This is a genomic window from Saccharothrix texasensis (assembly GCF_003752005.1).
Taxonomy (GTDB): Bacteria; Actinomycetota; Actinomycetes; order Mycobacteriales; family Pseudonocardiaceae; genus Actinosynnema; species Actinosynnema texasense.
Window position 1 is genome coordinate 3267414 of record NZ_RJKM01000001.1, and the last position, 25352, is coordinate 3292765.

Annotated in this window: 19 protein-coding genes; 6 read left to right on the forward strand and 13 right to left on the reverse strand. The window is 70.5% G+C overall.

The annotated features are described in order from the left end of the window. Positions 1-5: 5 nt before the first annotated feature. Positions 6-2210 (forward strand): peptidase domain-containing ABC transporter, encoded by a 2205-nt coding sequence (locus EDD40_RS13080; RefSeq protein ID WP_170185057.1) that lies wholly within the window; start codon positions 6-8, stop codon positions 2208-2210. A 7-nt stretch (positions 2211-2217) separates the two neighbouring features. Continuing rightward, complete coding sequence (locus EDD40_RS13085; RefSeq protein WP_123743143.1) at positions 2218-2337, forward strand: bacteriocin; 120 nt, start codon at positions 2218-2220, stop codon at positions 2335-2337. Between the two features lie 682 nt (positions 2338-3019). Here EDD40_RS13085 and EDD40_RS41005 read toward each other — a convergent pair. From EDD40_RS41005 to EDD40_RS13135, 10 genes are all read right to left on the reverse strand, one after another. Continuing rightward, entirely contained in the window at positions 3020-3697 is a 678-nt protein-coding gene (locus tag EDD40_RS41005; RefSeq protein WP_148088781.1) for a hypothetical protein, read from the reverse strand. A 299-nt stretch (positions 3698-3996) separates the two neighbouring features. Beyond that, positions 3997-4881, reverse strand: coding sequence for a MarR family transcriptional regulator (locus EDD40_RS13095; protein WP_123747992.1), 885 nt, complete (start codon positions 4879-4881; stop codon positions 3997-3999). Positions 4882-4979: 98 nt separating this feature from the next. Beyond that, positions 4980-6104, reverse strand: a complete 1125-nt coding sequence (locus EDD40_RS13100; protein ID WP_123743145.1) for a C40 family peptidase — start codon at positions 6102-6104, stop codon at positions 4980-4982. Between the two features lie 7 nt (positions 6105-6111). Then, the gene (locus EDD40_RS13105; protein ID WP_123743146.1) at positions 6112-7173 is read right to left on the reverse strand and encodes a replication-relaxation family protein; all 1062 of its coding nucleotides are present in this window, start codon (positions 7171-7173) and stop codon (positions 6112-6114) included. 67 nt (positions 7174-7240) lie between these two features. After that, on the reverse strand, positions 7241-9901 hold the full coding sequence (locus EDD40_RS13110; RefSeq protein WP_123743147.1) for a type IV secretory system conjugative DNA transfer family protein: 2661 nt from the start codon (positions 9899-9901) through the stop codon (positions 7241-7243). Between the two features lie 60 nt (positions 9902-9961). After that, the gene (locus EDD40_RS13115; RefSeq protein WP_123743148.1) at positions 9962-11938 is read right to left on the reverse strand and encodes a VirB4 family type IV secretion system protein; all 1977 of its coding nucleotides are present in this window, start codon (positions 11936-11938) and stop codon (positions 9962-9964) included. Further along, positions 11938-13104 carry a PrgI family protein gene (locus EDD40_RS13120; RefSeq protein ID WP_246038317.1) on the reverse strand — a complete coding sequence of 389 codons (1167 nt, stop codon included), beginning with the start codon at positions 13102-13104 and terminating at the stop codon, positions 11938-11940. The genes EDD40_RS13115 and EDD40_RS13120 overlap by 1 nt, the downstream gene beginning before the upstream one ends. Positions 13105-13163: 59 nt before the next feature. Next, positions 13164-14792: a TrbL/VirB6 family protein gene (locus EDD40_RS13125; protein WP_123743149.1), complete on the reverse strand. Its 1629-nt coding sequence runs from the start codon at positions 14790-14792 to the stop codon at positions 13164-13166. A gap of 413 nt (positions 14793-15205) precedes the next feature. Then, complete coding sequence (locus EDD40_RS13130) at positions 15206-15517, reverse strand: pilin (protein ID WP_123747994.1); 312 nt, start codon at positions 15515-15517, stop codon at positions 15206-15208. Between the two features lie 206 nt (positions 15518-15723). Beyond that, positions 15724-16779 carry a hypothetical protein gene (locus tag EDD40_RS13135; RefSeq protein WP_123743150.1) on the reverse strand — a complete coding sequence of 352 codons (1056 nt, stop codon included), beginning with the start codon at positions 16777-16779 and terminating at the stop codon, positions 15724-15726. An 869-nt stretch (positions 16780-17648) separates the two neighbouring features. Here EDD40_RS13135 and EDD40_RS13140 point away from each other — a divergent pair. Beyond that, positions 17649-18413: a hypothetical protein gene (locus EDD40_RS13140; protein WP_246037637.1), complete on the forward strand. Its 765-nt coding sequence runs from the start codon at positions 17649-17651 to the stop codon at positions 18411-18413. Continuing rightward, complete coding sequence (locus EDD40_RS13145) at positions 18410-19582, forward strand: TRM11 family SAM-dependent methyltransferase (protein ID WP_211348167.1); 1173 nt, start codon at positions 18410-18412, stop codon at positions 19580-19582. The genes EDD40_RS13140 and EDD40_RS13145 overlap by 4 nt, the downstream gene beginning before the upstream one ends. Here EDD40_RS13145 and EDD40_RS13150 read toward each other — a convergent pair. Genes EDD40_RS13150 through EDD40_RS13160 form a run of 3 tightly spaced genes read right to left on the reverse strand, consistent with a single transcriptional unit; the run spans position 19498 to position 22533 of the window. Then, positions 19498-21186 (reverse strand): site-specific integrase, encoded by a 1689-nt coding sequence (locus EDD40_RS13150; protein WP_123743152.1) that lies wholly within the window; start codon positions 21184-21186, stop codon positions 19498-19500. The genes EDD40_RS13145 and EDD40_RS13150 overlap by 85 nt on opposite strands. Before the next feature lie 3 nt (positions 21187-21189). After that, positions 21190-21519 (reverse strand): helix-turn-helix domain-containing protein, encoded by a 330-nt coding sequence (locus EDD40_RS13155; RefSeq protein WP_123743153.1) that lies wholly within the window; start codon positions 21517-21519, stop codon positions 21190-21192. Then, positions 21520-22533: a tyrosine-type recombinase/integrase gene (locus EDD40_RS13160; protein WP_246037638.1), complete on the reverse strand. Its 1014-nt coding sequence runs from the start codon at positions 22531-22533 to the stop codon at positions 21520-21522. A gap of 516 nt (positions 22534-23049) precedes the next feature. Here EDD40_RS13160 and EDD40_RS13170 point away from each other — a divergent pair. Then, entirely contained in the window at positions 23050-24351 is a 1302-nt protein-coding gene (locus EDD40_RS13170) for a DNA cytosine methyltransferase (RefSeq protein WP_246037639.1), read from the forward strand. After that, positions 24348-25289 (forward strand): hypothetical protein, encoded by a 942-nt coding sequence (locus EDD40_RS13175; RefSeq protein ID WP_246037640.1) that lies wholly within the window; start codon positions 24348-24350, stop codon positions 25287-25289. The genes EDD40_RS13170 and EDD40_RS13175 overlap by 4 nt, the downstream gene beginning before the upstream one ends. Positions 25290-25352: the final 63 nt, after the last annotated feature.

Sequence of the window (25352 nt, forward strand, 5' to 3'; positions counted from 1 at the left end):
CGGTGGTGTTGCAGGCCAGCCGCGCCGAGTGCGGTGTCGCGTGCCTGACCATGGTGCTCAACCACCACGGCCACGTGATCTCGCCGCAGGAGGTGCGGCGGTTGTGCCCGGTCGGGCGTGACGGGATCAGCGCCGGTGTCATGGTCCGCGCCGCCAGGCAACTGGGCATGCGGGCCGGCGGCTACCCGGCGGTCCCGGCCGTGTTCGAGCAGGTGCCGCTGCCGGTGATCGCGCACTGGGAGGACGACCACTTCGTCGTCGTGGAACGGATCACCGACCGCGGCGTCGACCTGGTGGACCCCCGGCTCGGACGGCGACGGCTGTCGCCGGCAGAGTTCTCCGCCGGGCTGGGCAAGGTCGTGCTCAGCATCCGGCCCGGTGAGGGCGCGAAGCCCGGCGGTCAGCGCGTGGAACCGTTCTGGCGCCGCTATCTGCGCTCGCTGCTCGCCCTGCCCGGCACACGTGGCCTGCTGGCGCAGGTACTGCTGGTCAGCCTGGTCGCGCAGGCACTCGTGGTCGCGATGCCGCTGGCCACCAAGCTCGTCATCGACGAGACGGCCACCCTGCAGGACTCCTCGCTGATGACCCTGCTCGGCCTGGGCGTGCTGGTCGTGGCGGTCGCGCAACTGGTCACCGGCCTGCTGCGGGCGGCGTTGCTGGTCGCGTTGCAGGGCAGACTCGACACCCAGGCCCTGCTCGGGTTCACCGCACACCTGCTGCGGCTGCCCATGCGGTTCTTCGAACAACGCAGCACCGGCGACCTGGTGACCCGGTTCAGCAGCATCGCCATGCTGCGCGAGCTGATGACCGGCCAGACACTGGGCTCGCTGCTCGACGCCATCCTGGTGCTGACCTACCTCGGCCTGTTGTTCTTCGTTGACCTGACCGTCGCGCTCGCGGTGCTGGCCGTCGCCGTCGCCGTAGTGGTGCTGCTATGGAGCACCACCAGGGTGGTGCGTGAACGGATGGCGCTGGACCTGGCCACGCAGTCCGAAGCCCAGGGCTACCTGGTGGAGATGCTCGAAGGCATGTCCACCGTCAAGGCCGCGGCGGCCGAGGACCGCGCCATGGGCCGACTGTCGACACTGGTGTCCACCTGGACCGCGGTCACCCTGCGCCGCGGCTACCTCGCCTCCACCATCGACGCCGTCACCTCGGCACTGCGCTTCGTGACACCGCTGCTGGTGCTGTGGCTGTGCCTCACCCGGGTGCTCGACGGCACCTTGTCACCCGGCACCATGCTCGCGGTCACCTGGCTGGCCGCCGCGATCCTTACCCCCCTGGCCTCCGTCGCGACCAACGGCCAACGCCTGCAACTGGCCGGCGCGCAACTGCAACGCCTCGCCGACGTGCTCGACACCGCCACCGAACCGCGGCCCGAGCCCTCCGAGGACACGGCGCCGCGGCTGCGGGGAGCGATCGAACTCGACCGGGTCGGCTTCGGCTACGACCCCTACAGTCCCGCGGTCCTGCACGACGTCACCGTCACCATCCGCCCCGGTCAGCGCGTCGCCGTCGTCGGCTCCACCGGATCGGGCAAAACCACCCTCGGGATGCTCCTGCTCGGCCTCTACGCCCCCACGGCGGGCACCATCCGCTTCGACGGCCACGACACCGGCACCCTTGATCCGCGCGCACTGCGCGGCCAGATCGGCGTGGTGTTACAGGAGCCGTTCGTGTTCAGCGGCACCATCCGCGACAACATCACCCTGCACGACCCGGCGATCCCCGACGAGGAGATCGTGCGGGGCGCGCGCCTGGCCGGGCTGCACGACGAGATCACCGCTATGCCCCAGGGCTACGCCACACGGCTGGCCCAACGCGGCACCGGCCTGTCCGGCGGCCAACGCCAACGACTCGCCCTGGCCCGCGCCCTCGTGCGCCGCCCCACGGTGCTGCTGCTCGACGAGGCCACCAGCCACCTCGACGCCGTCACCGAAGCTCGGGTCCACCGCAACCTCGCCGACCAGCGCTGCACCCAGATCATCATCGCCCACCGGCTCAGCACCGTCCGCGACGCCGACCAGATTCTGGTCCTGCACGACGGACGCCTGGTCGAAACCGGCACCCACGACGAACTGCTCACCCGCGACGGGCACTACACCGCGCTGGTCACCGCACAACTCGACCAACCCGCCACCGCACCACAGGTGCCCACACCAGCCACCTCCGCGACAGCGGAGACCACCCACGGCAACGGAAGGAGGTGAACCCATCATGAAGGAGATCCTGGAGCTGACCGACACCGAGCTCGACACGGTCATCGGCGGGCAGGGCGACGTCAGCACGTGCGCCGCCACCCCGGACGGCGTCTGCGTGTGCAGCGCCACCGTGTAACCCCGACCAACCCACTGCAGGTGGTCGAGGTGCAGCCGGTGGTGAGCGGGCCAGCTTGACCCTGGCCCGCTCACCACCGGCCCGGACAAGGCCGACCACGTCGGCCCTCCGCCCATCCTTCCAGCCACGCACGCCGAAGGCAGCCACCCGACCGCCACAGCTTCGCGATGAGCCGTCAACAGACATCGACCACGGCCGGACTCGACCGCCGCACCGCTCCGGTACGGATCGGTTCCGTCGGTGTCAGAATCGGTCGGGCAACGCGATGACGTCAGGGTCGGTGTCGGCCAGCCGGAGGTGCAGTCGTCGGACCTGTTCTTCCAACTCGGAATTCCGCAAGACGGGAATCTGGATCCGGTGACGTAGACCCTGACCGTCTCCTCCAATTCACGCGCTATGGCGATGTGCTGACCCGGAATCTATTCGCGCTGGCGTTTCACGATGACGATTCCGTCGCGCAGTGCGACGAGATCCGGTTGACGCGTCGCGATTAGCCTGTGTTGCCGTGACAGCGTCTTTGAATTCCAGCGGCGAGCGGTAGAACGAGTCGCGGCCCACACCGGCTTCCCGGTATAGGTTGACCACCGTCAGTTCGCGATCGGCGGCAGTGGGTTGGCCCGCGAGAGCCAGGTCAGTCCATGGTGCAGACACGCTTGGGTGGCGACGCGGATCACGGTTGGGCCTACTCGCCGTCGAGGTCGCCGATGAGACGGTCGAGTTCGGTGATGTAGCTAGTGAGTGCGATGTGCTGGAGCTCCGGGACCGAGCCCGCCCTCTCCATGCGATGCCGAACCGATGTGGTCTTCGCCCGCGAGCGTGCGGTGACGAGCTGCAGTTCATGATCGACACCGCCCACTGTAATCCCGGCCGCGCCCGTGACTTGCCGGCACCCGCTGCCGACGTCACCGACCACCGCACTGACCACTCGAAACGACACGGTTCCGCCGAAGGATTCCACCGGATCGCTCGTCCTCGCCCGGACCCGGCCTCGCTGATCGGACTGGGCCTGCTCGCTCCGCGCGAGGCGGAGTTCATCCGCCGCCGACGACCATTGGCCGCTCGCCGCCGTCATCGGTGACTCGCCGGACGCACCCGGCTGGAGTGCCCCGTTGGTCACAGTTCCAGCCACCGCCGCGCGCTGGCCCTTGCCCTGGACGATAGCGAACCCGCGCTGCTTCCGGCCGCCAGCCCCGGCTGCCAGCGGTGGATCGCCGTGCCCTATGACGTGGACGGTCGTGCGTCCCGCGCCACAACCGCGCAGCCGATGCGATGGCCGTCGAACGATGACGTAGCCGTCAGTTGGCAGGGCCGAGGCGGGACAGGCTTCGATGTCGTGGCCGACGTGAAGGCGCTTGCGCACGGCCGACCGGAACAATCCGGTTACCCGATCAGGCGTAGGCCGATGCGTCGAGCGCCATCGCGGCGATGACCGAAATAGTGCGCAACCGGATCTCGTTCACCGAGGAACCCTGTGCTGCGGGTGCTTGCCGCGCCCTGGGCTTGCCACGCCGGTCCCGAACGCCGGTTCCCGGTGGGCTCACCGCACCACTCAGGCACACGCCGTGCGCGAATTCCCAAGCCAGCCAAACGTAAGCGGATGTGGCCGTATCCCAAGATCATCACGTTGGGACACAGTCACATCCGCCACGTTATCAAGCGTCAGCTCGTCGATGCTGGGGCAGCCGCCTGCTCCGCCGGGGCGAGCGCGAAACGCCTCGGCTTGTCCTGGGTCTTCACAGCGGTACCGTCGGCGACCAGCTTGTCCAGCGCGTTGCTCACCGCGCCCGACGACTTCCCGCCCAGGGCCTTCGCGAGCACGGTGGGACTGAACTCCTCACCAGGGTGGTCGCGCAGGTAGTCCTCGACCATCCCGCGCAACGCTCCGGGTGCCAACCGTGCCGCCTCCTCCTCGTCCGTCGTGTGCGCACCGCCCTTCGTCGCCGTGGCGATCCCGGTCACCGCACCGTCATCGGAGTGCTCACCCACCCCGGCCACAACGGACGCGGCCTCCGCAGGATCGGTTACCTCGGGGTCCACCGGGCCCTGCGCGTCATTGGCTGCGATGTCGGTTGACTCGTCGGGGTCACCCTCGCTGGGGGCGGCGTCGTCGGTATCGAGCACGTCCGGCGTGACCGGCACGGCGACGTCCGGTCCGGCCTGGGTGGTGTTCGTTCCGTCGGCGTCCACCGGAGTGGTGTCGGCGTCGACCTGGGCTGGAGCTGCCAAGGTGGGATCGACGTCGGCGATCGCCCACAGGTCGGCGGGAGGCCGACCGTAGGAGCTCCCGGTGGTGCGGGTCACGCTGCCGTCGCTCGCCCACCTGACAAGGATCTTCTGCGCCGTCGACTTCCCGATCCTCGCCGCCACGGATAGGTTAGCGGCGGTGCTGTTCGGGTAGTGGTGCAACGCCTCCCACAGCTTGTCCTCGGCCTCCGTGCGGACCTTCGTGGCGACGGTCTGGTCGGGAACCGACCGCGACGTCCGGGCGGTTTTGGTCGTACTGGCGGTGCTGCGGGTCGTGCGGGTGCGGGTCTTGTCGGACATGACTCCCTCGATTCGCATCGGTGGTCGGTGGGTGGTCATGCCCCGGCCGGAGCGGATGTGGCCCCCCGGTGCGCTGCCGGTGTGTTCGGGCTACACCACTATGGACGCTTCCTTCGGCCCATGAAGTCAAGCGGGATTGGCAAACAAGATAACCATCTTGTGTAGACGGTGCCATGGAGCGGGATTACTTGCGCCACATGGGCCTGCTTCTTCCGTGCGACGTGCACGGAGGTTGACAATACGTTGGCGACGTGGAACCTGTTATTACCCGCAATGGAACCGGCGGGACGTGTAGCGCCTGCGTAGTCGTCGCCTTCGTACCGGTAGTTGTCGATTTGCACTGGTTGGCCGAACGTCGGCGCGTTGATCATGAGTCCGGCGCCGATGTAGAGGCCGACGTGGTGGATGGTGTCGGGTATGCCGTAGTAGACGAGGTCGCCCGGCAGCAGTGGCTGTCCGACCGGAACGCGGGGACCGGCGTTGAACTGGGTTTGGGCGGTGCGCGGCAGGGTCACTCCGGCGGCGGCGTAGGCGGCCTTGGTCAAACCCGAGCAGTCGAATCCCGCGTGTCCGTCGTCGGGTCCGTTGCCGCCCCACACATAGGGCAGTCCTCGCATCCCGCAGGCGTAGTTGATCGCGGCCAGGGCGATAGCGTTGGGGGTTTGGATGGCGTTGCAGTCGCCGGTGCCGACCGTCGCGGCGGTGTCGGCGTAGCGCTTGGCTTGGTCGAGTACTTGTGTGACGTACCAGTCGGCGTGGTTGTAAGCGAAGATCGCCGCGCGCAGGTCGCCTCGGCTGACGCCGTTGTCGCACAGGTAGAACGAGGCGGCGTGGATGGCGTCGTGGGGGTTGTAGCGCGAGGGCGGAGTGGCGCCACCGGGCGGGATCTGGTGGCTGGCAAGCACTCCGTCGAAGCTGCCGGACAGAAACTGCATCGGCCCACCGGCGCCCGCGAAGTTCTCGCCGCTGCTCACGCCGGGCAGACTGGAGCGGCCGTGGTCGGTCTCGATCTTGCCGATGGCGGCGAGTATCGACCAGTCCAGCCTTGGACACACCGCAGACGCCGCGCGGTACAACGCGAGGTAGTCGGCGGGGATGTCGGCCAACGCGGACGCGCTGGGCCGGCTGCCGTCACCGTCGAAGAGGGCCGAGATCGCGCCCGACACCCCGCTGACTATCAACAGGATCGCCGCGGTCACGGCGGCACCGATCTTCAGAACCATCGGATGGTCACCGCCTGACTGTGCTCGGCCCGCGCGGGGTGGCGATCGGCGGCATCGGCGAGGGCGCCGGGGCCGTCAGCGGCGACGGGTCCGACCTGAACACCGGCTCGCTGCCCGCGTCGGTGCCAGGCGACGGCACGTGCGGCCACGCGTCGGGCAACCGGTGCAGCTCCCGCCGGGCACCCGTCCCGCCGGTGATCTCCAACGGCAGCCAGACCGCGTCGGCGGGGCTCGGGTGCGGGGCCTCGGGGTTGAGCAACTCGGCTGCGGCGGTGGCGACGGGCACCGCGCGCGGGTCGTCGAGTTCGCGCCAGGCCCGTGCCAGCAGCCGGCGGGCGGTGGCCTCGCGGCGTGAGGTCGGCAGCCACACCAGCAGCGGGGTGGTGATCCCGGTGGCTGCGGCGAGGGCCGCGTAGCCGGCCAGTTTCCCGGCGAGCTTGGCCAGGACCTCGGTGCCGAAGTCGTATTCAAGAAAGAACTCGACATCCCGGCCGTCGGTGGTCCAGCGGCCGTAGGCGTCGGGTTTGATCAGGTCGCCGAAGTGGCGGGCACAACGGGTCTCCGACCACCACGCGTCGAGCGTGCTGCGCGCGGCGGGGTCGCTGTGGCGGGCGTGGTCGATCAGGGCGGTGAACCACTCGGCGATTCCGACGGTGTGCGCGAGGCGCAGGGAGTGGGCGATTCCGAAGGCGCGGTCGTGGCGGTAGCCGAGTTCCTTGACGTCCAGGCCGTCCTCGGCGGCCAGTGCCGAGGCCCCGGCGGGCGCGAGGATGTAGTGCATCGGTGCGGTGCCGGCGGTGATGAACGGTTGGAACCGGTCGACCACGCCCCACTGGAACAGCTCCCGCAGCCGCATCCGACCCGATCGGAAGGAGGGAAACGCGAGTGCGGTGATCTGGTTGGCGGTGAGCACGCGGTGTTCGTGCAGCATCCGGATGATCCACCGGTCACGCGGGGTCAGCCGTCCCGCCAGCACCGCTTGGTGGTCGGCGTTGTTCGCCGCACGCGGGGTCGGGCGGGTTGCCTTGTGGCCTCGAAGGGTGCGCTGCCTGGTGGGATTGGTGATCATGTCGCGGACCTCCGACGAGGGTGTGTGGAAGGGCTTCCGTCTGCTGTGCGGTGTGGCCCGGGGGTGGTCAGGGCTGTTGCCGTCGCGGATCGGCGCTTGGCGCCCGGACGCCGGACTGGCCTCGGCGATTGCCGTTGGCCAGCTGCGCCTGTCCCGGGGTCGGGCCGGGACGATGCGGAGGCCGGGTTGGGTCCTGCGGGCCGGACGCGGGCGTGGTTTGACCGGGTGCCCCGCTGCGCAGGGCGCGTCGGGCGATGCTGCGGATTTCGCGTGCGCGGCCGGGGATCGCGGGCGGGAGCGGCTGGGTGAGCATGGTGAACGGCTGCGCTTCTTCCCCGTTCAGCACAAGACGGACGGCGGCGTGGTAGACGCCCAGGTGGGCCAGGTCATGGTCGGACAGCCGGGGTGCGGTGTGGCGGGACAGCTCGCGCGCGTCTTCCGGTGAGGCGTTGAAGAAGATCTTGCTGCGGGCGTTGGTCGACATGCCCTCCCGCAACTCACGGGGAAGCTGGCCTAGGTGTTGGTGGGCCAGGGTCATCGCGACCCGGAATCCCCGTGCCTCCGCCAGCATGTCCTCGATCGGATAGGGCAAGTGCAGGAAGTTGTGGCACTCGTCGATCACCATCGAGGCGTCACGGCGTTGGCGTTGTGGTCTGCGGGCGCGGGCGGTGGTGGCCTGCCAGGTGCGTGCGACCACCAGCGACCCGACCAGCCGGGTAGTCTCCTCGCCGAGCGATCCTTTGGGGATGCGTACCAGGCAGATGCCGCCGTCGAGCACGCTGCTCATGTCCACTGTGGAATGGCCGCCCGCGATGGCGTCGCGCACGAACGGTCGCAACAGGAACGCGCGCAGCTTGTTCATCAACGGGCTGATGACCTGACTGCGGGAGGAGTCGGTGAGGTCCTCGTACCAGGACCAGAACCCGCGCAGCACCGGGTCGGTGACCCCGGCGGTGACCCGTGACCGGAACGCGGGGTCGGCCAGCAGCTTGGGCAGGTCCGCCAGGGTGGCGACGCCTTCCTGGGCGCGCAGGGTGAGGCAGGCGGCGCGCATCACGTCGTCGGTGCGCGGCCCCCAGAAGGCGCTGTAGACGCGGCGGAACACCGAGACGAGGTTGTCGACGGTCAGGTCGGTGTCCCCGCCGTCCAACGGGTTCAGGCACGGAGGCCGGGTCTTCGAGTCGGCGTCGAAGATCACCACTCGGTCGGCGGCGGAGCGGGGCAGGCGGGACAGCACATCGGTGACGAGGTCGCCCTTGGGGTCGATCAGCACGATCCCGCGCCCGGCCTCGGCGTCGGCCAGGATCATGTTGCCCAGCAGTGTCGACTTGCCCGAGCCGGTCGCGCCGATGACGTGCAGGTGGTGCCGGGCGTCCGGCACGCGCAATGCCACGGGACGTTCGTGGCCGGTGTCGGTGACGCCGATCGGCTTGGCCTCCGGTCCGGGGGTGGCGATGCCAGGTGGCGGGGCGATCGCGCGGGCTCCGGCCCGCTGGACGCCGGGGATGGCCTCGTCCGTCGGCAGGTGCGCGAGGACCGCCAGCTCACCCACCGACAGCAGGTCGCCTTTCCCGAGGCGCCGGTCGGCCAGAACGGTGCCGGGGTGGCGTACGCGGTGGCGGGTGTAGTGGTTGTGTTCGGTGTAGGAGGCGAAGCTCGCGGCGAGGGCGTGTGCTCGGCCGCGGGCGACGTCCCGCGCCGTGCGGACCTCGCCTTCTGCCGCGCCGGCGGGCAGGAGGGTGGCGACGGCGTAACGGATCACGGTCTCGTACTGGGAGCCGCGCTGCTTGGTCACGATGGCGCGGTTCTGGGCGGCGTACTCCAGCGAGGTCTGCGGGTCGCTGTGCAACGCCCCGGAGCGCGTCGTCTTCCGAGCGGGGCCGGTCTTCATCCCAGGGGTGATCAGGTCGAGCAGGCGGCCGATTACACGGGTGGAGCCGCCGGTGTGCACCCTGCGTGCGGTGCGGCGAGCTTGGGCGACGCGGCGTCCGGTGACCGGGCGGGCGAGGATCTGCACGCAGGCGTACTCGTCGCGGCCGAGTCCGACCGGGGCGCCGATCAGGGCTCGGAGGGGGTCGGCGTCGAAGTCGGTGCGGATCGGCAGCGCCTCGCTGCGGGCGAGGCGCAGTTCGCCGCCGACGACCAGCCGCCGCTGCCCGTCGTCTGGTGGCGGCAGGGGCGGGTCGGCGGTGCCAACGCGGGTGTGCGAGCCGGGCCATGCGGCCTCGATTGCGCGTTCGACCAGGCCAGGCGGGATGACGCCGGGCACCCACAGTCGGATCGCGACTCCGGCTTCGGAGAACATGTACTCGCACGCCACGTGCGGTTGCCCGACCAGCCACCGCCGCCAGGCCGGGCGCAGCAACCCGACCAGGTTTGACCACAACGCTTGCCCGCCCGCGGGGTCCACGGTCGGTGGGGCGAGCACGGTGACCTGCCGGGCGTCGACGATCAGCCGCGCGTGGCAGCGGCGCGTCCACCACCGCCGGCCCGCCGCGAACGCCGCGATGCCGAGGGCGAGCACTGGGCCGACGACCGGCCCCCAGTCGAGCGCCCAGTCCCGCAGGTGGCCGAGCAGAGCGAGCAGGGTGCCACCGGGGTCGCGCAGGTAGCCGCCGAGCCAACCGTCGGCCGGCCCTGTCCGATGAATCGCTGTGTCGATTCCGGTGGTGGGAGGCGGCGTGGACGCACCACGGTGGATGAGGGCGTCGGGCATCCAAGCAGGCATGGCGGAGTCCTTCCCACAGTCGACGGAGCCACTCGGGTGCGAACGCCGGACGACGGGGTGTCAGGCGGCGTCGAGGTCGATCTGGTCGTCGGAAGCGGAAGAACCGGACTCGTCGGTCTCGGCAGCGTGCGGCGACTCGTCGGCGAAGCCCAAGTCGACGTAGGACTTCGCGGTGTCGGACTCAACGGGATCGACATGGTTGTCGGCGTATCCGGCGTATCCGGCGTATCCGGCGTATCCGGCGTATCCGGCGAGTTCGGCGGGATCGCTGGTGACGAGGTGGTGCTCGGTCGGTGAGGCAATGGCGTGGAACGCCACCCGCTGCGTTCCCGCCGACAACAGTCCCTGGCCCCGATCCGCCGACAACAGGAATTGCCGCTCCCCGACCGACAGGTCGAAAGTCCGGGTGATCTCGTCGATGGCCTGCGTCGCCTGCCGCAGCAGGATCTGGGTTGCCGCGTTCGCCACGACGGCCTTGCCAAGGTCGCTGCCCAGTACGTCGGCGGTGTCCTGCGTGGCCACGGTCAGCCCGGCCCAGTGCTTGCGGGACGCCTTGGCCATGCGGAACAGGAACTCGGCCCCGGAGGGCTCCTTCATGAGCAGCCATGCCTCGTCCACCACGACCAGCCGTGGGCGGCGGATCGCCGGGTTGGACACCCGGCGCCACACCGCGTCGAGCACCAACAGCGTGCCGATTCCTTTCACCTCCTCGGGCAGGTCGCGCAGGCTGAACACGACGAGGTGGCCTTCGGGGTTGACGCTGCTGGGACCGTCGAAGAGCTGCTTGAACGCGCCCTCGACGAAGGGGTGAAGCTTCGCGGCCAACTCTGCGGCGGCCGGGTCACCGGCCCGGCCCGCGTCCGCGAGCTGGTCGCGGAGAGTGCGCAAGGTCGGGGACGGGCGGGTCCAGGTACGGGCGGCGGCAGTGATCCCGACGCTCTGGTAAGTCGCCGCGATAGCCCGGTCCAACGCCGCCCGCCCGGCAGCGACCGGCTCGCCGCCGACGAGGACGGCGATCACGGTATGCAGGAACAGGCTGCGCCGTACGAGCGCGTCCTTGGGTGCGGTGCGACGCCCGTCGGCGCGGGTGTGGATGGGCAGGTCGAACGGGTTGAGGCGGACGTCGTGCGCGCCGAGGTGGACGTAGGTGCCGCCCACGGCGGCGGCCAAGCGGGCGTACTCGTCCTCCGGGTCGACGATGGCGATCTCGATGCCCCGGTACAGGCTGCGGAGGAGCTCGAGTTTGACCAGGTAGGACTTGCCCGCCCCGCTCCGGCCGAGGATCACCGAGTTGTGGTTGTGCATGGCCTCGCCGAACCGGTCCCAGTGCACCAGCCCTTGGGAGCCGATGTTGTAGCCGTAGAGCACCCCCGAAGGAGCGGCAACCGAGGTGGGATCCGGGGCGGGCAGGTCGGGGCTGGTGAAGGGGAACGCCGCCGCCAGCGCCGAGGTGTCGAAGGTGCGGCGCATGCCGATCAGGTCCAGGCCCATCGGCAGGGTCGACACCCAGCCCTGCAACGACCGGTAGGTGGTGTGCTTGGCGTCCAGCAGCAGTGAGGCGCACAGCGACCGCAACGCCGCCACCTCGTCGGCCAGCCCCTTCTCCGAAGCGGCGTGGACGGTCAGGTACAGGCCGACCCGGAACAGTTTCCCCTCGCCGCGCGCGACCCGGGAGGACAGGTCGTAGGCGTCCTCGGTGGCGGCCTCGACCTGCGGGTCGAACAGGCGGCCGTGCTCGGCGGTGTGGCGGCGCCCGGCCTCCAACCTCGCCAACTGCTTCGTCAACCGGGACGCGGCGGTGACCGGGTCGATCGGCTCCACGTGCACCGACACGTCCAATCGACCGGGGTAGGTCAGCAGCGGGGCCAACCAGCCGGGGTGTACCTCCCGCGGGAACCCGATCACGACGAACGAGGAGACCCAGTCGCCGCCGACCTCCAGGTGCCGAGCGCCGACCGAGAGGGCATCAGGGGTGAACACGGCGGCACTGGGTGACGCCGTCCGGTTCGCCCGGCGGCGGTTCGTGCGGGAGGCCATCAGGACCGCCTCCTTCCGTCCTCGTCGTCGGCGTCCTGGAAGTCCCAGTCGTAGTCCTCGTCCTGGCCGGGCGCGTGGCCGGTGGGCCGGGAGAAGGCGCTGTTGTCGACGTCGTCCTCGGGCAGCTCGGGATGGGACGTGGTGATGACTTCGTCCGCGCCGGCCAGGTGGGCTGTCGTGGGCAGCAGGCTGTCGGGGTTGCACGCCGAGGCCAGCACCGCCGTGGCCTGACCGGCGTCCAGCGGGGTGACCACGATCCCGGCCGGGGCGAGCAGGTCGATCGCCTCGCCCAGGCGGCGCACCAACCTGGACTCCGCCGCCCACCGGGCACCACCGTTGACCTGCCTCGCGCGCTTGCTCCGGCGTTGGCCGGCCATCGAGCCGAGCATCGCGAGCGGGCCAGGTCCGCCGAGGCCGTCGGTCGGGGCGGCGACACCGTAGGGCTCCCGCAGCACGAGCAGCACCTGGCGTCGCAGCAGCTGCGACTGTTCGCCGAGTTGGACGAGGTACTCGGCGTGCTCCAGCGCGGCGGCCTCCAGCGCCGGGTGCGGCAGCCCGCCCGCGCACTCGCGCAGCTCCGCCACTTGCCCGGACAGGTCCAGGCGTTCGGTGCGCACGAGCACCTGCACCGGGGCGGTCAGGGAGTGCAGGTAGCGGCCGAACCCGGCGACGAGCGATTCCTGCTCGTTCGGCGTGCGCAGGGCGAAGTTCACCGTGCTCGCGACCGCGACGACCGCCAAGCCGTCGCCTCCCAGGTCGACCACGCCGGTGTCGGTGACCGCCTCGGCGGGCAGCCTCAACGCCGACGGCGACACCTGCTCGGGCTGCGGTGCCCGACGACCGCCATGCTTGCGGTCGACCGGCCCATCTGCGGCGGCGGTGAGCCAGTCGGGGGCCGGACGCACACCCTCTGGAGCGGTGACACGGTGACGCGGAGCCAGGCGCTGGCGGAGCGCGAAGAGCAGCAGCGTGTCCAACGGGACACCGTCACGTTTGCCGAGGGCGAGCATCACGCAGGCCGCGCCGACCGGGACGGCGAACACAGCGAACACCGGCATCGACACCAGCGTGCGAGTGGCCGCCCAGATCAGATAGAGCACCGCCCCCGCAGCGGCGAGGATCGCCAACTGTCTCGCGGTCAGCGGGCCCAGAACACGGTCGTGCATGTCGACGTCAGCCGGGATCCGCACCGCGTAGGACCCGCTCGACCGGGTCTCGTGGTAACTCACTGCCGCTCACCTCCCGATCGAGTCGGTCGAACCGGCGGAACACCTCGGACCGGCCGAACCGCCGGTGGCGGTGGCGGTGGCGGTGGCGCATCGGACGGGCGCGGCGGCCGGAACAGCACGGGCGCCGGGGTGTGCGTCCTGGCGCGGCGGCCGTGCGCACCGGTCTGCGGCGTGGCCGGCCGGAACACCGGCGCCTCGGCCCGCGTGGTCGCCCGAATCGGTCGCACCGGCGTGTCGTCGGTGGCCGGCCGGAACCGCAACTGCGGCGGCACCGATGCCGTGCGCGTCGACGGCGAGGGCTCGGATCCGTTGTCCGCACGCTCTGCTCCCGTGCGGAACACCGGTACTGCGGCGGTGCCGACCGGATACGGCAGAGGACTCGATGATGAAACGTCTTCGGATGCGGTCGCGGTCCGGAACTCGGGCACGGTGGTGCTGCCCGCGGGGTTCCACGCGGCGAGGTCGTGCGTAGGCTCTTGGGGTACGGGCTGGAGGAACCGCAGGTGCTGCTGCCCGGACACCGTGCGCCGCCGCGCGGTCTCCTGCGCCCGTTGGGCGTGCAGGCGGCGTCCGACCGCCTCCGGGGTTCCCGGGCCGCCGATGCCGCCCCATTCACGGATCGGCGCCGGCCACGGCGGCTCGCGGTGCGCCGCACCACCTGTACCGGCCCCCGAGCCGCGCGACCGCGAGGCAGCCGCCGTCCCGATACCTCGTCCGCCGAGCACTCCCATCGTCTTGCCGACCACGAACGCGCGCGCCAGCCCGCCGACGAACGAGCGTCGTCCGCCGCCGCCGATCTGGACCTGCCGCATCACCCAGCCGGGGATTTTCACCAGGACCCAGATCAGGGAGATCAGCACGAGCAGGTTGACCAACCCGTCGGCTGTCGGGGCGCCGAAGAAGTGGAAACCGCCGGGTTGCAGGAACACCTTCAGCGCGCAGATCAGCGTGAGGCTCTGACCGACCTGGATACCCAGCACCCCGGCCCCTGCCCGCCAGAACCAGTACGCCAACCCTTCGGTCTGGGGCAGGCCATGGCACATCAGCGGCAGCGGCGCCCCGGCCAGCAGGATCACCGTGAGCGCGACCCGCACGATGTAGCCGACCAGCAGCGCGACCAGCAGAATGGTGAGCACCACCGACAGCGCCCCGGCGAACAGCCCGCCGGTAATCAGCGAGTTGGCCACGAGGCTGACGAACAGTTCGGTGACCGCCTTGCCCGAGGTCTGCGGATCGAGCCCGTCACCGAGCACGGCCATGGTGGCGGCGTTGGCCAGCCGGATGGCGTGATCGCCGACGAACAGGCTGAGGTTGGCGGCCAGGAACCCGACCACGACACGCGGGACGATCTCGCGGACCGAGTAGCGGGCCTGCACCGTCTCGTGCCCCATCAACACGATCCCGGCCAGCATCACCAGCAGCGAGTAGACCGCCACCACGAACAGCCGCGACTGCTCCCAGATCTCCCCGACCCTGGGCAGGTCGTCCAGCGTCGGCGTGGACAGCAGACTGCTGCCCACCCAGCCCAACAAGACGTTCAGCGACTCGCCGACCAACAGGTGCAGGAACCCCGCGATGCCCTCCCCGATGCAGGCACCGGGGTTGAGAATCCCGCACTCGGACATCGCCGGAGGTGCCGGCGAAGCGCTCGTCGGCGTGCCGGCGGATTGTGTTGAGGTCGGTGGTGCGGGAAGGCACTGCGGCGGGCGAGGTTGACCGGGTTGAAGGGTGAGGCACGGGTTCGACGGCGTAGTGGTCGACGCCGCTGTCGTCGGCGGGGATGCCGTCGGCGAGCTCGTCGGGCACGGCAGTGGGTACGGTCCCGGGCCGGCGCACGGATCGGCGGGTTGGGCGGACGCGGACAGCACCAGCGTGCAGGCCAACGCCGCGACCACGCCGGTGAGCACCACCCACACGGTGCGGCGTCGTCGTCGGGTCGTGCGCCCAGTGGTGCCGTCGCCGACCGGCGAAGTTCCGGGTCGGACGTCGGCCGCGGACCGGTCCTGCGGGTGCGGACGCGTGGTGGATGCGGCCATGGTCAGGCCCCCACAATTCCCTTGAGCACGGTGACGACCAGCGGGGCGAGCGCGGCCAGGCCGTAACCGATCCCGGCCGACTTGAACGCCTGCTTGGACTTCTCCTGCTCGCCGGGGTCACCGGCGCCGAACACCCGACGCACACCGCCCACGGTCAGGAACACCGTCGCCAGCCCGGCCAGGATGCCCATCAACCAATTACGAATGTTGTTCAGGACCTCGTCGACGCTGCCCGCGACCGCCAGCACAACGGTGTCCGCATGAGCCGACGACGCGTGCAGAACCAGTAGGAGCGCGGCCGATGCTGTGGTCATCACAAGCCGCCGCAGGACGGTGGACCGTCGCCACGCCAGAGCGGTACACATCGGAGAGGTGGCCGGTGTGTCAGCCACGGACCGCGAGGCATCGAACAAGGTGTGGTCGGCTCGGCAAGCCGTCGTGGAAGGTCGGGTGACGGGTTCGCCGCACAGCCGGTGGCTGTTGCTTCGGGGGTCGCGCCGGCGGCGGACTGGTGGACGGGTCAGGCGCATCGGGGTTCCTCCGGAGTCGCGCTCGACGACCGCCGCGTGCTCTCGGCCGGGCAGTCGGGCGAAGTGGTGTGCGAGGGAACGACCGCTCGTCTCCCGCAGCCCTCGACTCCGGATTCGAGAGGCTTTTTCCAGGCACGATGCCGAACTGTTACCGACGGCTTATAGGCGCTTCCGGCCACGGTGCGTGATGCACGAGTGGGTTGCCGTCGGGCGCGGAAGGCGGCGGTCGCGGCGGCGGTGATGGCCGTCGCGTTCACCGCCCGGATCTCCACGTCGCGCTCGCGGCGGTCGGCGGGGTCGTCGTGCGGGGACTGCTCGGTGAGCCAGGCGAGCAGGCGTGCCTCGGCCTGGCTGCGGACCCAGTGCAGTGCGGTGACCTTGACGCCGCGGTCGGCCGCGGCGGCGGTGAGCGTGTAGTCCTCCAGCCGGGTGGAGCCGATCAGCTCGGCCTCGTCGCCGGTGATCGCGCCGTCGGCGACCGCGCGGGCGAGGACGAAGTCCGGGTGTCCCCAGGGCGGTGCCGGTTCGCTGGAGTGGAAGTCCTCATCCGAGGGCATCGGGCGGTCCAGTGCGTCGCGGATGAACAGGTGTCCCGCGCGCAGGCCTGCGCAGCGCAGCCTCCACATGACCCACGGCTTGGCGAGGTCGATGCTCGCCAGCTCGGACAGGAATCCGGTCAGGATCGCGCCGTGGACGTCGCGGTGGTCGTCGGCGAACGGGGCGCACAGTTCGGCGGCGATGGCGAACAGCGCGGGCAGCGCGATGCCGACGCACGCCACGGTCCAGGTGCCGCCCTCGTCGCGGGAGCGGGTGACCAGGTGCACCCAGACCGGGTCCACGGTCGACATCGGAAGGCTGCCGTCCAGCAGCAGGTCCCGCAGCTCATCCAGGGGCACTTGTCGCCGGGGTAGGCGGGGAAAGCGCCAGCCCTCGATCGAGACCGGGTGCGGCCCGGTGACCAGCCACTCGAACGCCGTCCGCGCTGCATCCAACGGCAGGGAATCACGCCCGAAAGACGATCGGCCGAATTTGCGATTCGAGGCCATGTCAGCTCCTTCGCATGGTCCAAAAAACAGTGACCAGGCAAGAAGGCCATACGAGGTCCACCACAACGCCACGAAACCGCCACCGAATTACCTCCGGCACGCCACGGATGATCTCTAGAACCGGCCCCCTCCCGCCGCCGAGATCATTTACGGCCCAGCGTCACGACAGAGGCGACGGCAATTGAAGATCATTGGTGATCGCCGGTACTGGTGCACTAGCTGCTAAAACAGCGTTCTGGTGGCGTTTCGGTGGCGATCCGGTAATAGCCCACGAACCGCCGACCGACCCGGCGCACCCGCTGGCGACGTGACCGCTGTGCAGTCACTAGAAACTGCCAGGATTATTCGCCGGCACAGGTGATAGCGGCACGGCGCAAGTTCCACACGGGCGCACACACGCGAGCCTCATTCCGGTTTCTTGCCATCCGCGCAGCCGGGAACGCGGGCGATGAAGATTGTGTAACGACACTGGAAAAGTGGGCTTGTTTTCGGAGTTGGGGTGTGTCACAGGGCGCCACGTGTCACGGCGCGCACCCCACGGGTTCTGCGAGGTTTTCATGACCCAGTCCGACCACTCCGCGAGTCGCGGGCCAAAGCGGCGCGGCGACACCACCCGCCCGGCCAGCCCGCGCTCCGGTCCCCGCTCAGGCGGGGACCGCCGTCCGTACCCGACCGCCTCGACGACCACCAGGGTCAGTCCCGCCAAGCCCGGCTCCGCGAACAACCGCTCGCGGTCGCGGGGGTCGGCGGCGACGCCCACCCCCGCGACGGTCTGGACGGCCGGCCCGGCTCCGATCGGTCTCGGCACGGCCTGGCCGACACCGATCATCACCAAGATCGTCGACTCGTTCAGCAAGCCCGGTGCACGAGTGGCACTGCTGCCCTGGCCGACTTCCGCCAACCAACTGCCGCTCGTGCCCGTCGGCGCGGACGGGGTGATCGACCACGCCCCTGGGACCGAGTCGGACAGCACGCTGGCCGCTGTGCTCGCCGCCGTCGAGAGCCTCGATCGCACCAGCCGAGTGGTGCGTGTCGCGGCGGACCCGACCGCCACGGGTCCGGGTGCGCGACCGTTCTGGGCCGACCTCGTCGGCGACCCCGACTACTCGCCTGTGGCGGTCATCCCGCCGTCAGGATCAGGTGTGACCGGCGGGGTCGTGGCCGATGTCGGGAACGCACCGTCGGACACGGACCTGATCATCACGAGCCTGCGTCCCGAGCGCGGCGGGGACCAGTCCAGTGACCTGGTGGCGTTGATCGCGGCCCGTCTGCTGCGGGTCGGCGGCATCCTCGTGGTACTCACGCACTGTGACTGGTCTGCGGGTGAGCTGATCGACCCGACCGGGGCGATGGTGGCCTCGGCGCAGAACGCTGACCTGCTCTACCTGCAGCACATCGTGGCCCTGCACGCGCCGGTGAGCGACGGCCGGTTCGCCACCGAGTCCCTCATCGAACCCGACGGCGCGACGGCTGAGAACGAAGCGCGCGCTGAGCATCGTGCGGCCGTGCGCGGACTGCCCGCACCGCATCGGCGCATCCACTCCGACGTTCTCGTCTTCGCCCAGCCGCATGCCCATGAGCCGCCTCTCCAGACTCCGACCGCGCAGACGTCCGAGAACGGAGTCATCCGATGACCAGCGCCCAGGTTCCGAACCCCGCCCAGCCCGAAGACCACCGCAGGGAAGGCACACCCGTGGCGGACGACCGCTTCCTGCGTACCCCGTCCGACTCCACCACCGGCCCTGCCACGGACCTCGTGGAGAACGCGGTCGACGGGCCGACCCGCCGCATCCCGCGCGCCGTCATCGACGACCTCGACGACACCTCGTCCGCGGCCGGTGACGCAGAACGGGATGCGGCAGTATCGGTGTGGACCACCGCGCAGAACTCCCCCGCGGCGCAGCGCAAGAGCCGCTACGTCGCCGAGTCGACGGCGCACCCGGCCAAGATGCTCCCTGCCGTCGCCGCCCACGCGATCGAGCACTACACCGAGCCCGGCGATCTGGTCCTCGACCCGATGTGCGGCATCGGCACCACCCTCGTCGAAGCCGTGCACGCCGGACGTCGCGCCGTCGGAATCGAGTACGAGCCGCACTGGGTCGACGTCGCCCGCGCCAACCTCGCCCTCGCCCACGACGCCGGGATGCGGCAGGAGAGCCGCGTGTTCCACGGCGACGCCCGCCAGATCGCGTCGCTGCTGCCGCCGGAGTACGCCGGGCAGGCCGCGCTCGTGGTCACCTCACCGCCCTACGGACCGTCCACCCACGGACAGGTTGCGGTGGCCCCCGGCCAAGGGGTGCAGAAGTACCACCACCTCTACGGCAACACCCTCGACCGCGGAAACCTCGCCAACATCGGCCACCACCGGCTGCTCGCCGGGTTCACCCGCATCCTCGCCGGACTCACCGCATACCTGCGGCCGGGCGGGCACATCGCCATCACCATCCGCCCCTGGCGCGAACACGCCGAGCTCATCGACCTGCCCTCGCAGATCCTCGCCTGCGGTGTGCACGCCGGCCTGATCCCGGTCGAACGCTGCGTCGCGCTGCTGGCGCGCGCGGCCGACACCGACCTCGTCGCGCGCGGCAGCTTCTTCCAACGCGACTTCATCCGCAAGCAACGCGAAGCCGGACTGCCGCTGCACCTCATCGCCCATGAGGACGTACTGATCTTCCGCACGGCGTTGTTTCCCTTGCGTTCCAGGGAACTCGAGGGTGTTCAGCGGGAACCCGAGGGCTTGTTGCGGTCAGTGTGCCACAGGGACGCTCGGGTTCCGGGTGAAGTCGAGGCGGCGGCTTCGTGAGGAGTCTCGAGGAGCTGGCGGGCGTTGTTGGCGTAGCGGATCGCGGTCGTCTCGGAGATGCCGAAGAGCATGGCCAGGTGCAGCGGATCGGGGCCGGTGGTCATCGCTTCCTCGAGTTGCCGGTCGATGCGCAGCCGTTCGAGGTTGGCGGTCAGGCCACGAAGGTCTCGCATCCACACGGCGCTGACCGGTCCGTGCCGCAGTGCGCTTTCCTTGCTGATCAACAGGTGCGGGTTCGCGGTGGCGGGCCAGCGTTGTGCGCGGTAGGTCAGCCAGTCGTTCAGGACGGTGCGGGTCAGGTCGTCGAGCGGCCGTCGCCGTCCGCCGATGGTGAGATGTCGATCCGCGAGGTCGACGTCGTGCAGTTGCATGGCGCGGATCTGATGCGGTCGGGCGGCGTGCACGGCGGCCATCGCGATGAACACGCGGGCTTGCGGTGTGGTGGCCATGGCGACCGCTTCGGCGATGTCCTGGATGGACAGCGGCTGCCAGAGCACGTGTTCGCGTCTGCCGATGGAGATCCTGGTCGCGGGATTGCGGAAGACGACGCCGCTGCGCCTGGCCCAGCCGAACAGCGAACGCAGCGCGGTGACGGCACCCGCGCGGGGTTCTCCGCGCAGCCGGCGCAGGCAGGCCACGACGTCGTCGCGGGTCACCTCGCGCAGATGGTCGTAGCGGGTCGACCAGTCCAGCAGGGCGGGGCGCACGGCCCGCAGGTAGGCGCGGACCGTGTCGGGTTTGCGGGGCAGGGTGCGCGGGCCGCCGTCGTGCAGGACACGGGCCCACCGGCCCGCCTCGTGTCCGATGGCGGGAGCCATCCCGTCGAGTTTGGCGGCCAGCCAGGTGTCGAAGACCTGCGGCCGGTCCTCGGTGAGCACGTCCATCGCGTCGAGGATCGCGATGGCGTAGTCGACGTTCACGCTGTGCCGGGACGCGACCGTGCGCACGTCGGTGGCGCGGATCCGGTCGCTGTCGTGGTGACCGGCCAGCAGGGTGACCAGGGTGCGCTGCATCCCGCGTCTGGTGACCGGGGCCCATCCGCGGGCCTCGGCCGCGGTGTGGGCGAGGTGCAGCGCCCAGCCCAGCCACGGGTTGTCCGGAGCGGGACCGCGGCGCAGGTCGATCCCGACGTGCCGGTAGTCGCGGGCGAGCACCTCGTCGGCGAACAGCACCTGCTGTTCCCACCGTGTGTCCGGTCGGGCCACCGATGCGGGCGGGGCCTTGAGGGGACGGCCTTTCGCGCCGTGGCGACGCGGGCTCGTGCGGGCAACGGCGCGACGTCGGGTCATCCCGGCCAGGAACAGTTGGTGGCTGCGCACCGCGGGAAGGTGCGGTGCGATCAGCACCGCCGAACGCGCGTCGACCGCGGTCACGATGCGGTCTTCGCGCGCCTGGAACCAGCACAGGCGGCAGTAACCGTTCTTCAACGGCACCTCACGCCGGCAGGCGCCGCACTCGCCGGGCAGGTGGCCGAACCGAGGCGCCGCGAAGTTGTAGCAGGCAAGACAGACCCCGCGCGCATGCGTCAGGCCCCACGCCAGGCATTCGGCACAGCCGGTCACCGACCGGGCGATCTTCGAGCCGGTCCCGTCCCTGGCCACCATCGATCACGCCGGTGGCAGGGAACGACCGTCACGGCGTCGGGGAACGACCCGCATCGGTTGCGGCGCCGAGCCTGTGGCCGCGTTGCGCTCACGCGTGTCGACAGGCCGGGTGACCTTGTCCGGTTCGGGAGTGAGCAGCTCTCCGATCTCGCAGCCCAGCACGACACAGATGACGTCGAGGTCATCGAGCTTGAGCGAGGCCGGCTGGCCCGACCACAGGTTGGACATCTTGCCCAGCGAGATCTCCAGGCCGTGCTCGGCCAGGGCGCGTTGGAGCTCGGAGGCTTTCCAGATGCCGCGGTTCGCCGCTGCCAGGCGGAGATTCCAACGCACTCAGACCAGTCCTTCCACCCGTTGTGCCGCGCGCTGCTGACCGGTGACCCACGCCTGCTCGACGTGTTCGCGGTGCACGTGGACGTAGCGCATGGTGGTCGCGATCCACGAGTGTCCCAGGGTCTCCTGGATGGCGGCCAGGTCCATTCCGTTGAGGTAGAGCTGGGATGCGCAGAAGTGCCGCAACACGTGCGGGGTCAGTCGGCCCTCCCAGCCGGGCAGGTGCGCTCGGGTCGCGGCGGCCACCGCGCAGCGCAGCGTGTCAGGGCCCAAGCGGCGCGAGGAGGAGCCCTCGGTCCGGCGTTCGGAGGGAAACAGCGGTGCGCCGGGCCGCTCGTGATCGTCGTCGAACAGTCCCCAGATGTCTTCGATGTACCACTTCAAGGTCCGCCCGGCGTCGTTGATCAACGGCACCATGCGCTCGCGGGGCCCGGAGCCCCGGGCTCCCTTGCCGTAGCGGACGTGGATCTTGCCGAACCTGCCCAACTCCCAGCGCACATCGGCCAGGTCCAGTTGACGAACCTCCCCGGCGCGCAGCCCGATCTCCGCCATCAACCTGGCCGCCGCGTAGTTGCGGGCGGTCGGCGCGAACTTCCGGCACGCGGCCAACTCGGCGGCCCAGCCGCTGAAGAATCGCTCGATCTCCTCGGCCGGCGGCGGGATCCGCAGTCGGGCGTCCTTCCGTCCTTTCGGCCTGTTCATCTCATCGACCGGGCACGCCACCACGCGGCCGGTCATGGCGTGCAGTTCCACCGCGTGCCGGACGTGGAGGTACTCGAAGTAGGTCGTCAGCGCGGCGGCCCGAGCGTGCCGCGTCCCCGCGGCCGCTTGCCGCAGCACACGTCCGAAGTACGTGTCGGCGTCGGTGGGTTCCATCTCCCACAGCGGGCGTCCGAACCAGTCCCGGACCTGCTGCACGTTGCTGATCTCGCCGCGGATCGTGGTGTCGGCCAACCCCGTCGATGCCCGCGTGAGCACGAACCCGGCCATCGCGTCGACCTCGAAGTCGGCCAACTCGTCCGCATTCGCCGGTGATCGCGCCTCACGAAGATCGCGCACTACGGACAGGCCCAACCCACGCCCCCTGTCTTCACGTCACCCGAAGCTGCTTCACTCAAGATCGGATAGTTTCATGATTTCTGAAATCTCGTCAACATGCCGCCACGGCGGCCAGCGCAGCGCTGCCGCCCAGGTCCAGGCCAGCAGGTGCTGCCTGACCTGCAGCGCGGAGCAGATGAACTCAGGGGATGTCTCACAGCGGCGGACGGCGAGTTCAGGAACCTCGACGAGCCGTCAGCATTCTCGACGCTTCATCAGCGGCCGAGCACGACACGCCGGGAACCCGAGTGACGACTCGGGTGTGTCGGAGAGCCGAGCGGCATGAGCACTCGACCGCGCCTCACCCCCACCTCGTCGGGTCACGCCCCCTCCCCCGTCACCAGGACGGCGGCGGGGGCGGTGCCGGCGGCCACCGGGTCCGGTCCGGTCATGGGGTCGTTGTGCACTGGCCACGGCGGCTTGGACCTCGGCGTGCTGGCCGCCCTCGGCGCCTGCCGGCTCGCCTGGGTCGCCGACCCTGACCCGCACATCGCGCTCATCCTCGCCGCCCGGATGCCGGGCGTCCCGAATCTCGGCGACGTGCGCGCCGTCGACTGGACCCGTGTGGAGCCGGTCGACGTGCTCGTCGCCGGGTGGCCGTGTCAGGACATCTCCGCCGCGGGCAAGCGCGCGGGCATCGAGAAAGGGCACCGCAGTGGCCTCTGGACCGACATCGTGGCGGGCCTTCGCGTACTACGACCAGCGCTCGTCGTGCTGGAGAACGTCGCCGCGCTTCGCTGGAAAGGCGGGGGGCTCCACCGTGTACTCGGCGACCTGGCCGAAGCGGGGTATGACGCGGCGTGGCATAGCGTCCGCGCCGCCGACGTCGGAGCCGCCCACCGCCGCGAACGCGTATTCCTGCTCGCCTGGCCCCGCGACACCACCAACGCCACCCACCGGCTGCTCACCGCGCTCTCCGAAGCGAGGGCACGATCGGCGACCGGACGGGAACGGGACACGACGTGCTGTCCTCAGCACCCCTGGGATCGCTGCCGCGGCCACCACCCGTCCGGTCCCGGCACGTCTGCTCCCGACCCCGACGGCGTCGGATGCGAAGAACCGCGCGCACCGGACGCAGACCGGTGGGCCGTCGCTGCCGAACGAGGCGAGGCTGCTGCCGACACCGCGCGCCTCGGACACCGGAACGGCGGGACGCGCGGCGGGAGCGGGGTTCCGGCCGCCACTGTCACAGCAGGTGCTCCCGCTGGTGGACCCGCAGTGGTTGTTGCCGACACCGCGCGCCACCGACGGCACGAAAGGTTGCCCGGCCCAGCGGGGGTCCAAGGGCGACCTGATGCTGCCCTCCGCGGTGATCAGCCTGCTTACCCCGGCCACGAACCACAGCGGCGACGCCGGCTCGTGACAGCGCCCGCCTCGGGCAGCGGACCCACCGACGACCCGACCATCCGGCCGTCGGTGGTGGACTGGGGCGTCTACGAGGCGGCGATCCGCCGCTGGGAAACCGTGCTCGGCCGTCCGACACCCCACCCGGCCCAACCGGGCAACCACGGCCGCCCGGTGCTCGCCCCGGCCTTCGTCGAACACCTCATGGGTCTCCCGCCCGGGTGGGTCACCGACCTCCCGCTCCCCCGCACCGCGCAGTTGCGGGCGCTGGGAAACGGCGTCGTCCCCCAGCAGGCCGCCCACGCGGTGTCGCTGCTGCTGCACGACCTCGCCGAACTTCTCCATGCCGACCACCAGCCCGAGACCGGCGAGGAGGTGGCCGCGGCGTGACCACCCACAACCCGGCGGCGCCCGATCCCGGGCCCGCCCTGCGACTGTTGTCACTGGGCGCCGGGGTGCAGAGCACCACGGTTCTGCTGTTGGCCTGCGAGGGCGAGATCCCGCGCTTCGACGCGGCCCTGTTCGCCGACACCGGCTGGGAACCCCGAGCCGTCTACGCCAACCTCGAACGGCTCACCGCGCACGCCGAGAACCACGGCATCCCGGTGCGCCGGGTCTCGGCCGGGAACATCCGCACCGACGCCCTCGACCCGAAGCACCGCTTCGTCTCCATGCCGCTGCACACTCTCAACCCCGACGGCTCCCGAGGACTCGCACGCCGCCAGTGCACCAGCGAGTACAAGATCATCCCGTTGAAGAGGGCGGCCCGCGAACTGCTGGGTTATCCGCATCCGCGTCGGGTGCCGCGCGGGGTGTACGCCGAGCAGGCCATCGGCATCAGCACCGACGAGATCGGCCGCGCCCGCGACTCCGGACTGCGGTTCCTGCACAACGTCTTCCCTCTGCTCGACCTCGGCTTCGACCGAGCCCGCTGCGTCGACTTCCTCGCCGAACGCGGCTTCGGGAACACGGTGAAGAGTGCCTGTGTCGGGTGCCCGTTCCACGGCAACGCGGGCTGGCGCTGGGTACGCGACCACGACCCGCAGGGCTGGGCGGAAGCGGTCGAGTTCGACCGTGCCATCCGTCACGGCTACCCGCGCGCCAGCACACAGGGGCACGAGTTGCGCGGGCGGTACTTCCTGCACCGTTCCTGCATCCCGTTGGACCACGTCGACCTCGACGCACCGCCGAAGACGACGCGGCACCTGCGGTTGCTCACCTCGGCGCCGACGCCCGACGACGACAGCGACCCGGACGGCTGCTCGCCCTGGTCGTGCCGCTCCGGGCAGCAGGTCGCCGATGCCGGGACCGGGGAGCGTGCGGCGTGAACACCATGCCGGACCCGCAGCCCGGCACGACCCGGTCGGGGTCGGTGGTCGGTCCGGTGGCCT

What these genes read in the sequence shown, in the direction of transcription:
- EDD40_RS13085 (WP_123743143.1), top strand. Translation starts at nt 2,218, where the DNA reads ATGAAGGAGATCCTGGAGCTGACCGACACCGAGCTCGACACGGTCATC.
- EDD40_RS13095 (WP_123747992.1), bottom strand. Translation starts at nt 4,881, where the DNA reads ATGTCCGACAAGACCCGCACCCGCACGACCCGCAGCACCGCCAGTACG.
- EDD40_RS13100 (WP_123743145.1), bottom strand. Translation starts at nt 6,104, where the DNA reads ATGGTTCTGAAGATCGGTGCCGCCGTGACCGCGGCGATCCTGTTGATA.
- EDD40_RS13105 (WP_123743146.1), bottom strand. Translation starts at nt 7,173, where the DNA reads ATGATCACCAATCCCACCAGGCAGCGCACCCTTCGAGGCCACAAGGCA.
- EDD40_RS13110 (WP_123743147.1), bottom strand. Translation starts at nt 9,901, where the DNA reads ATGCCTGCTTGGATGCCCGACGCCCTCATCCACCGTGGTGCGTCCACG.
- EDD40_RS13115 (WP_123743148.1), bottom strand. Translation starts at nt 11,938, where the DNA reads ATGGCCTCCCGCACGAACCGCCGCCGGGCGAACCGGACGGCGTCACCC.
- EDD40_RS13120 (WP_246038317.1), bottom strand. Translation starts at nt 13,104, where the DNA reads ATGCACGACCGTGTTCTGGGCCCGCTGACCGCGAGACAGTTGGCGATC.
- EDD40_RS13125 (WP_123743149.1), bottom strand. Translation starts at nt 14,792, where the DNA reads ATGTCCGAGTGCGGGATTCTCAACCCCGGTGCCTGCATCGGGGAGGGC.
- EDD40_RS13130 (WP_123747994.1), bottom strand. Translation starts at nt 15,517, where the DNA reads ATGACCACAGCATCGGCCGCGCTCCTACTGGTTCTGCACGCGTCGTCG.
- EDD40_RS13135 (WP_123743150.1), bottom strand. Translation starts at nt 16,779, where the DNA reads ATGGCCTCGAATCGCAAATTCGGCCGATCGTCTTTCGGGCGTGATTCC.
- EDD40_RS13145 (WP_211348167.1), top strand. Translation starts at nt 18,410, where the DNA reads ATGACCAGCGCCCAGGTTCCGAACCCCGCCCAGCCCGAAGACCACCGC.
- EDD40_RS13150 (WP_123743152.1), bottom strand. Translation starts at nt 21,186, where the DNA reads ATGGTGGCCAGGGACGGGACCGGCTCGAAGATCGCCCGGTCGGTGACC.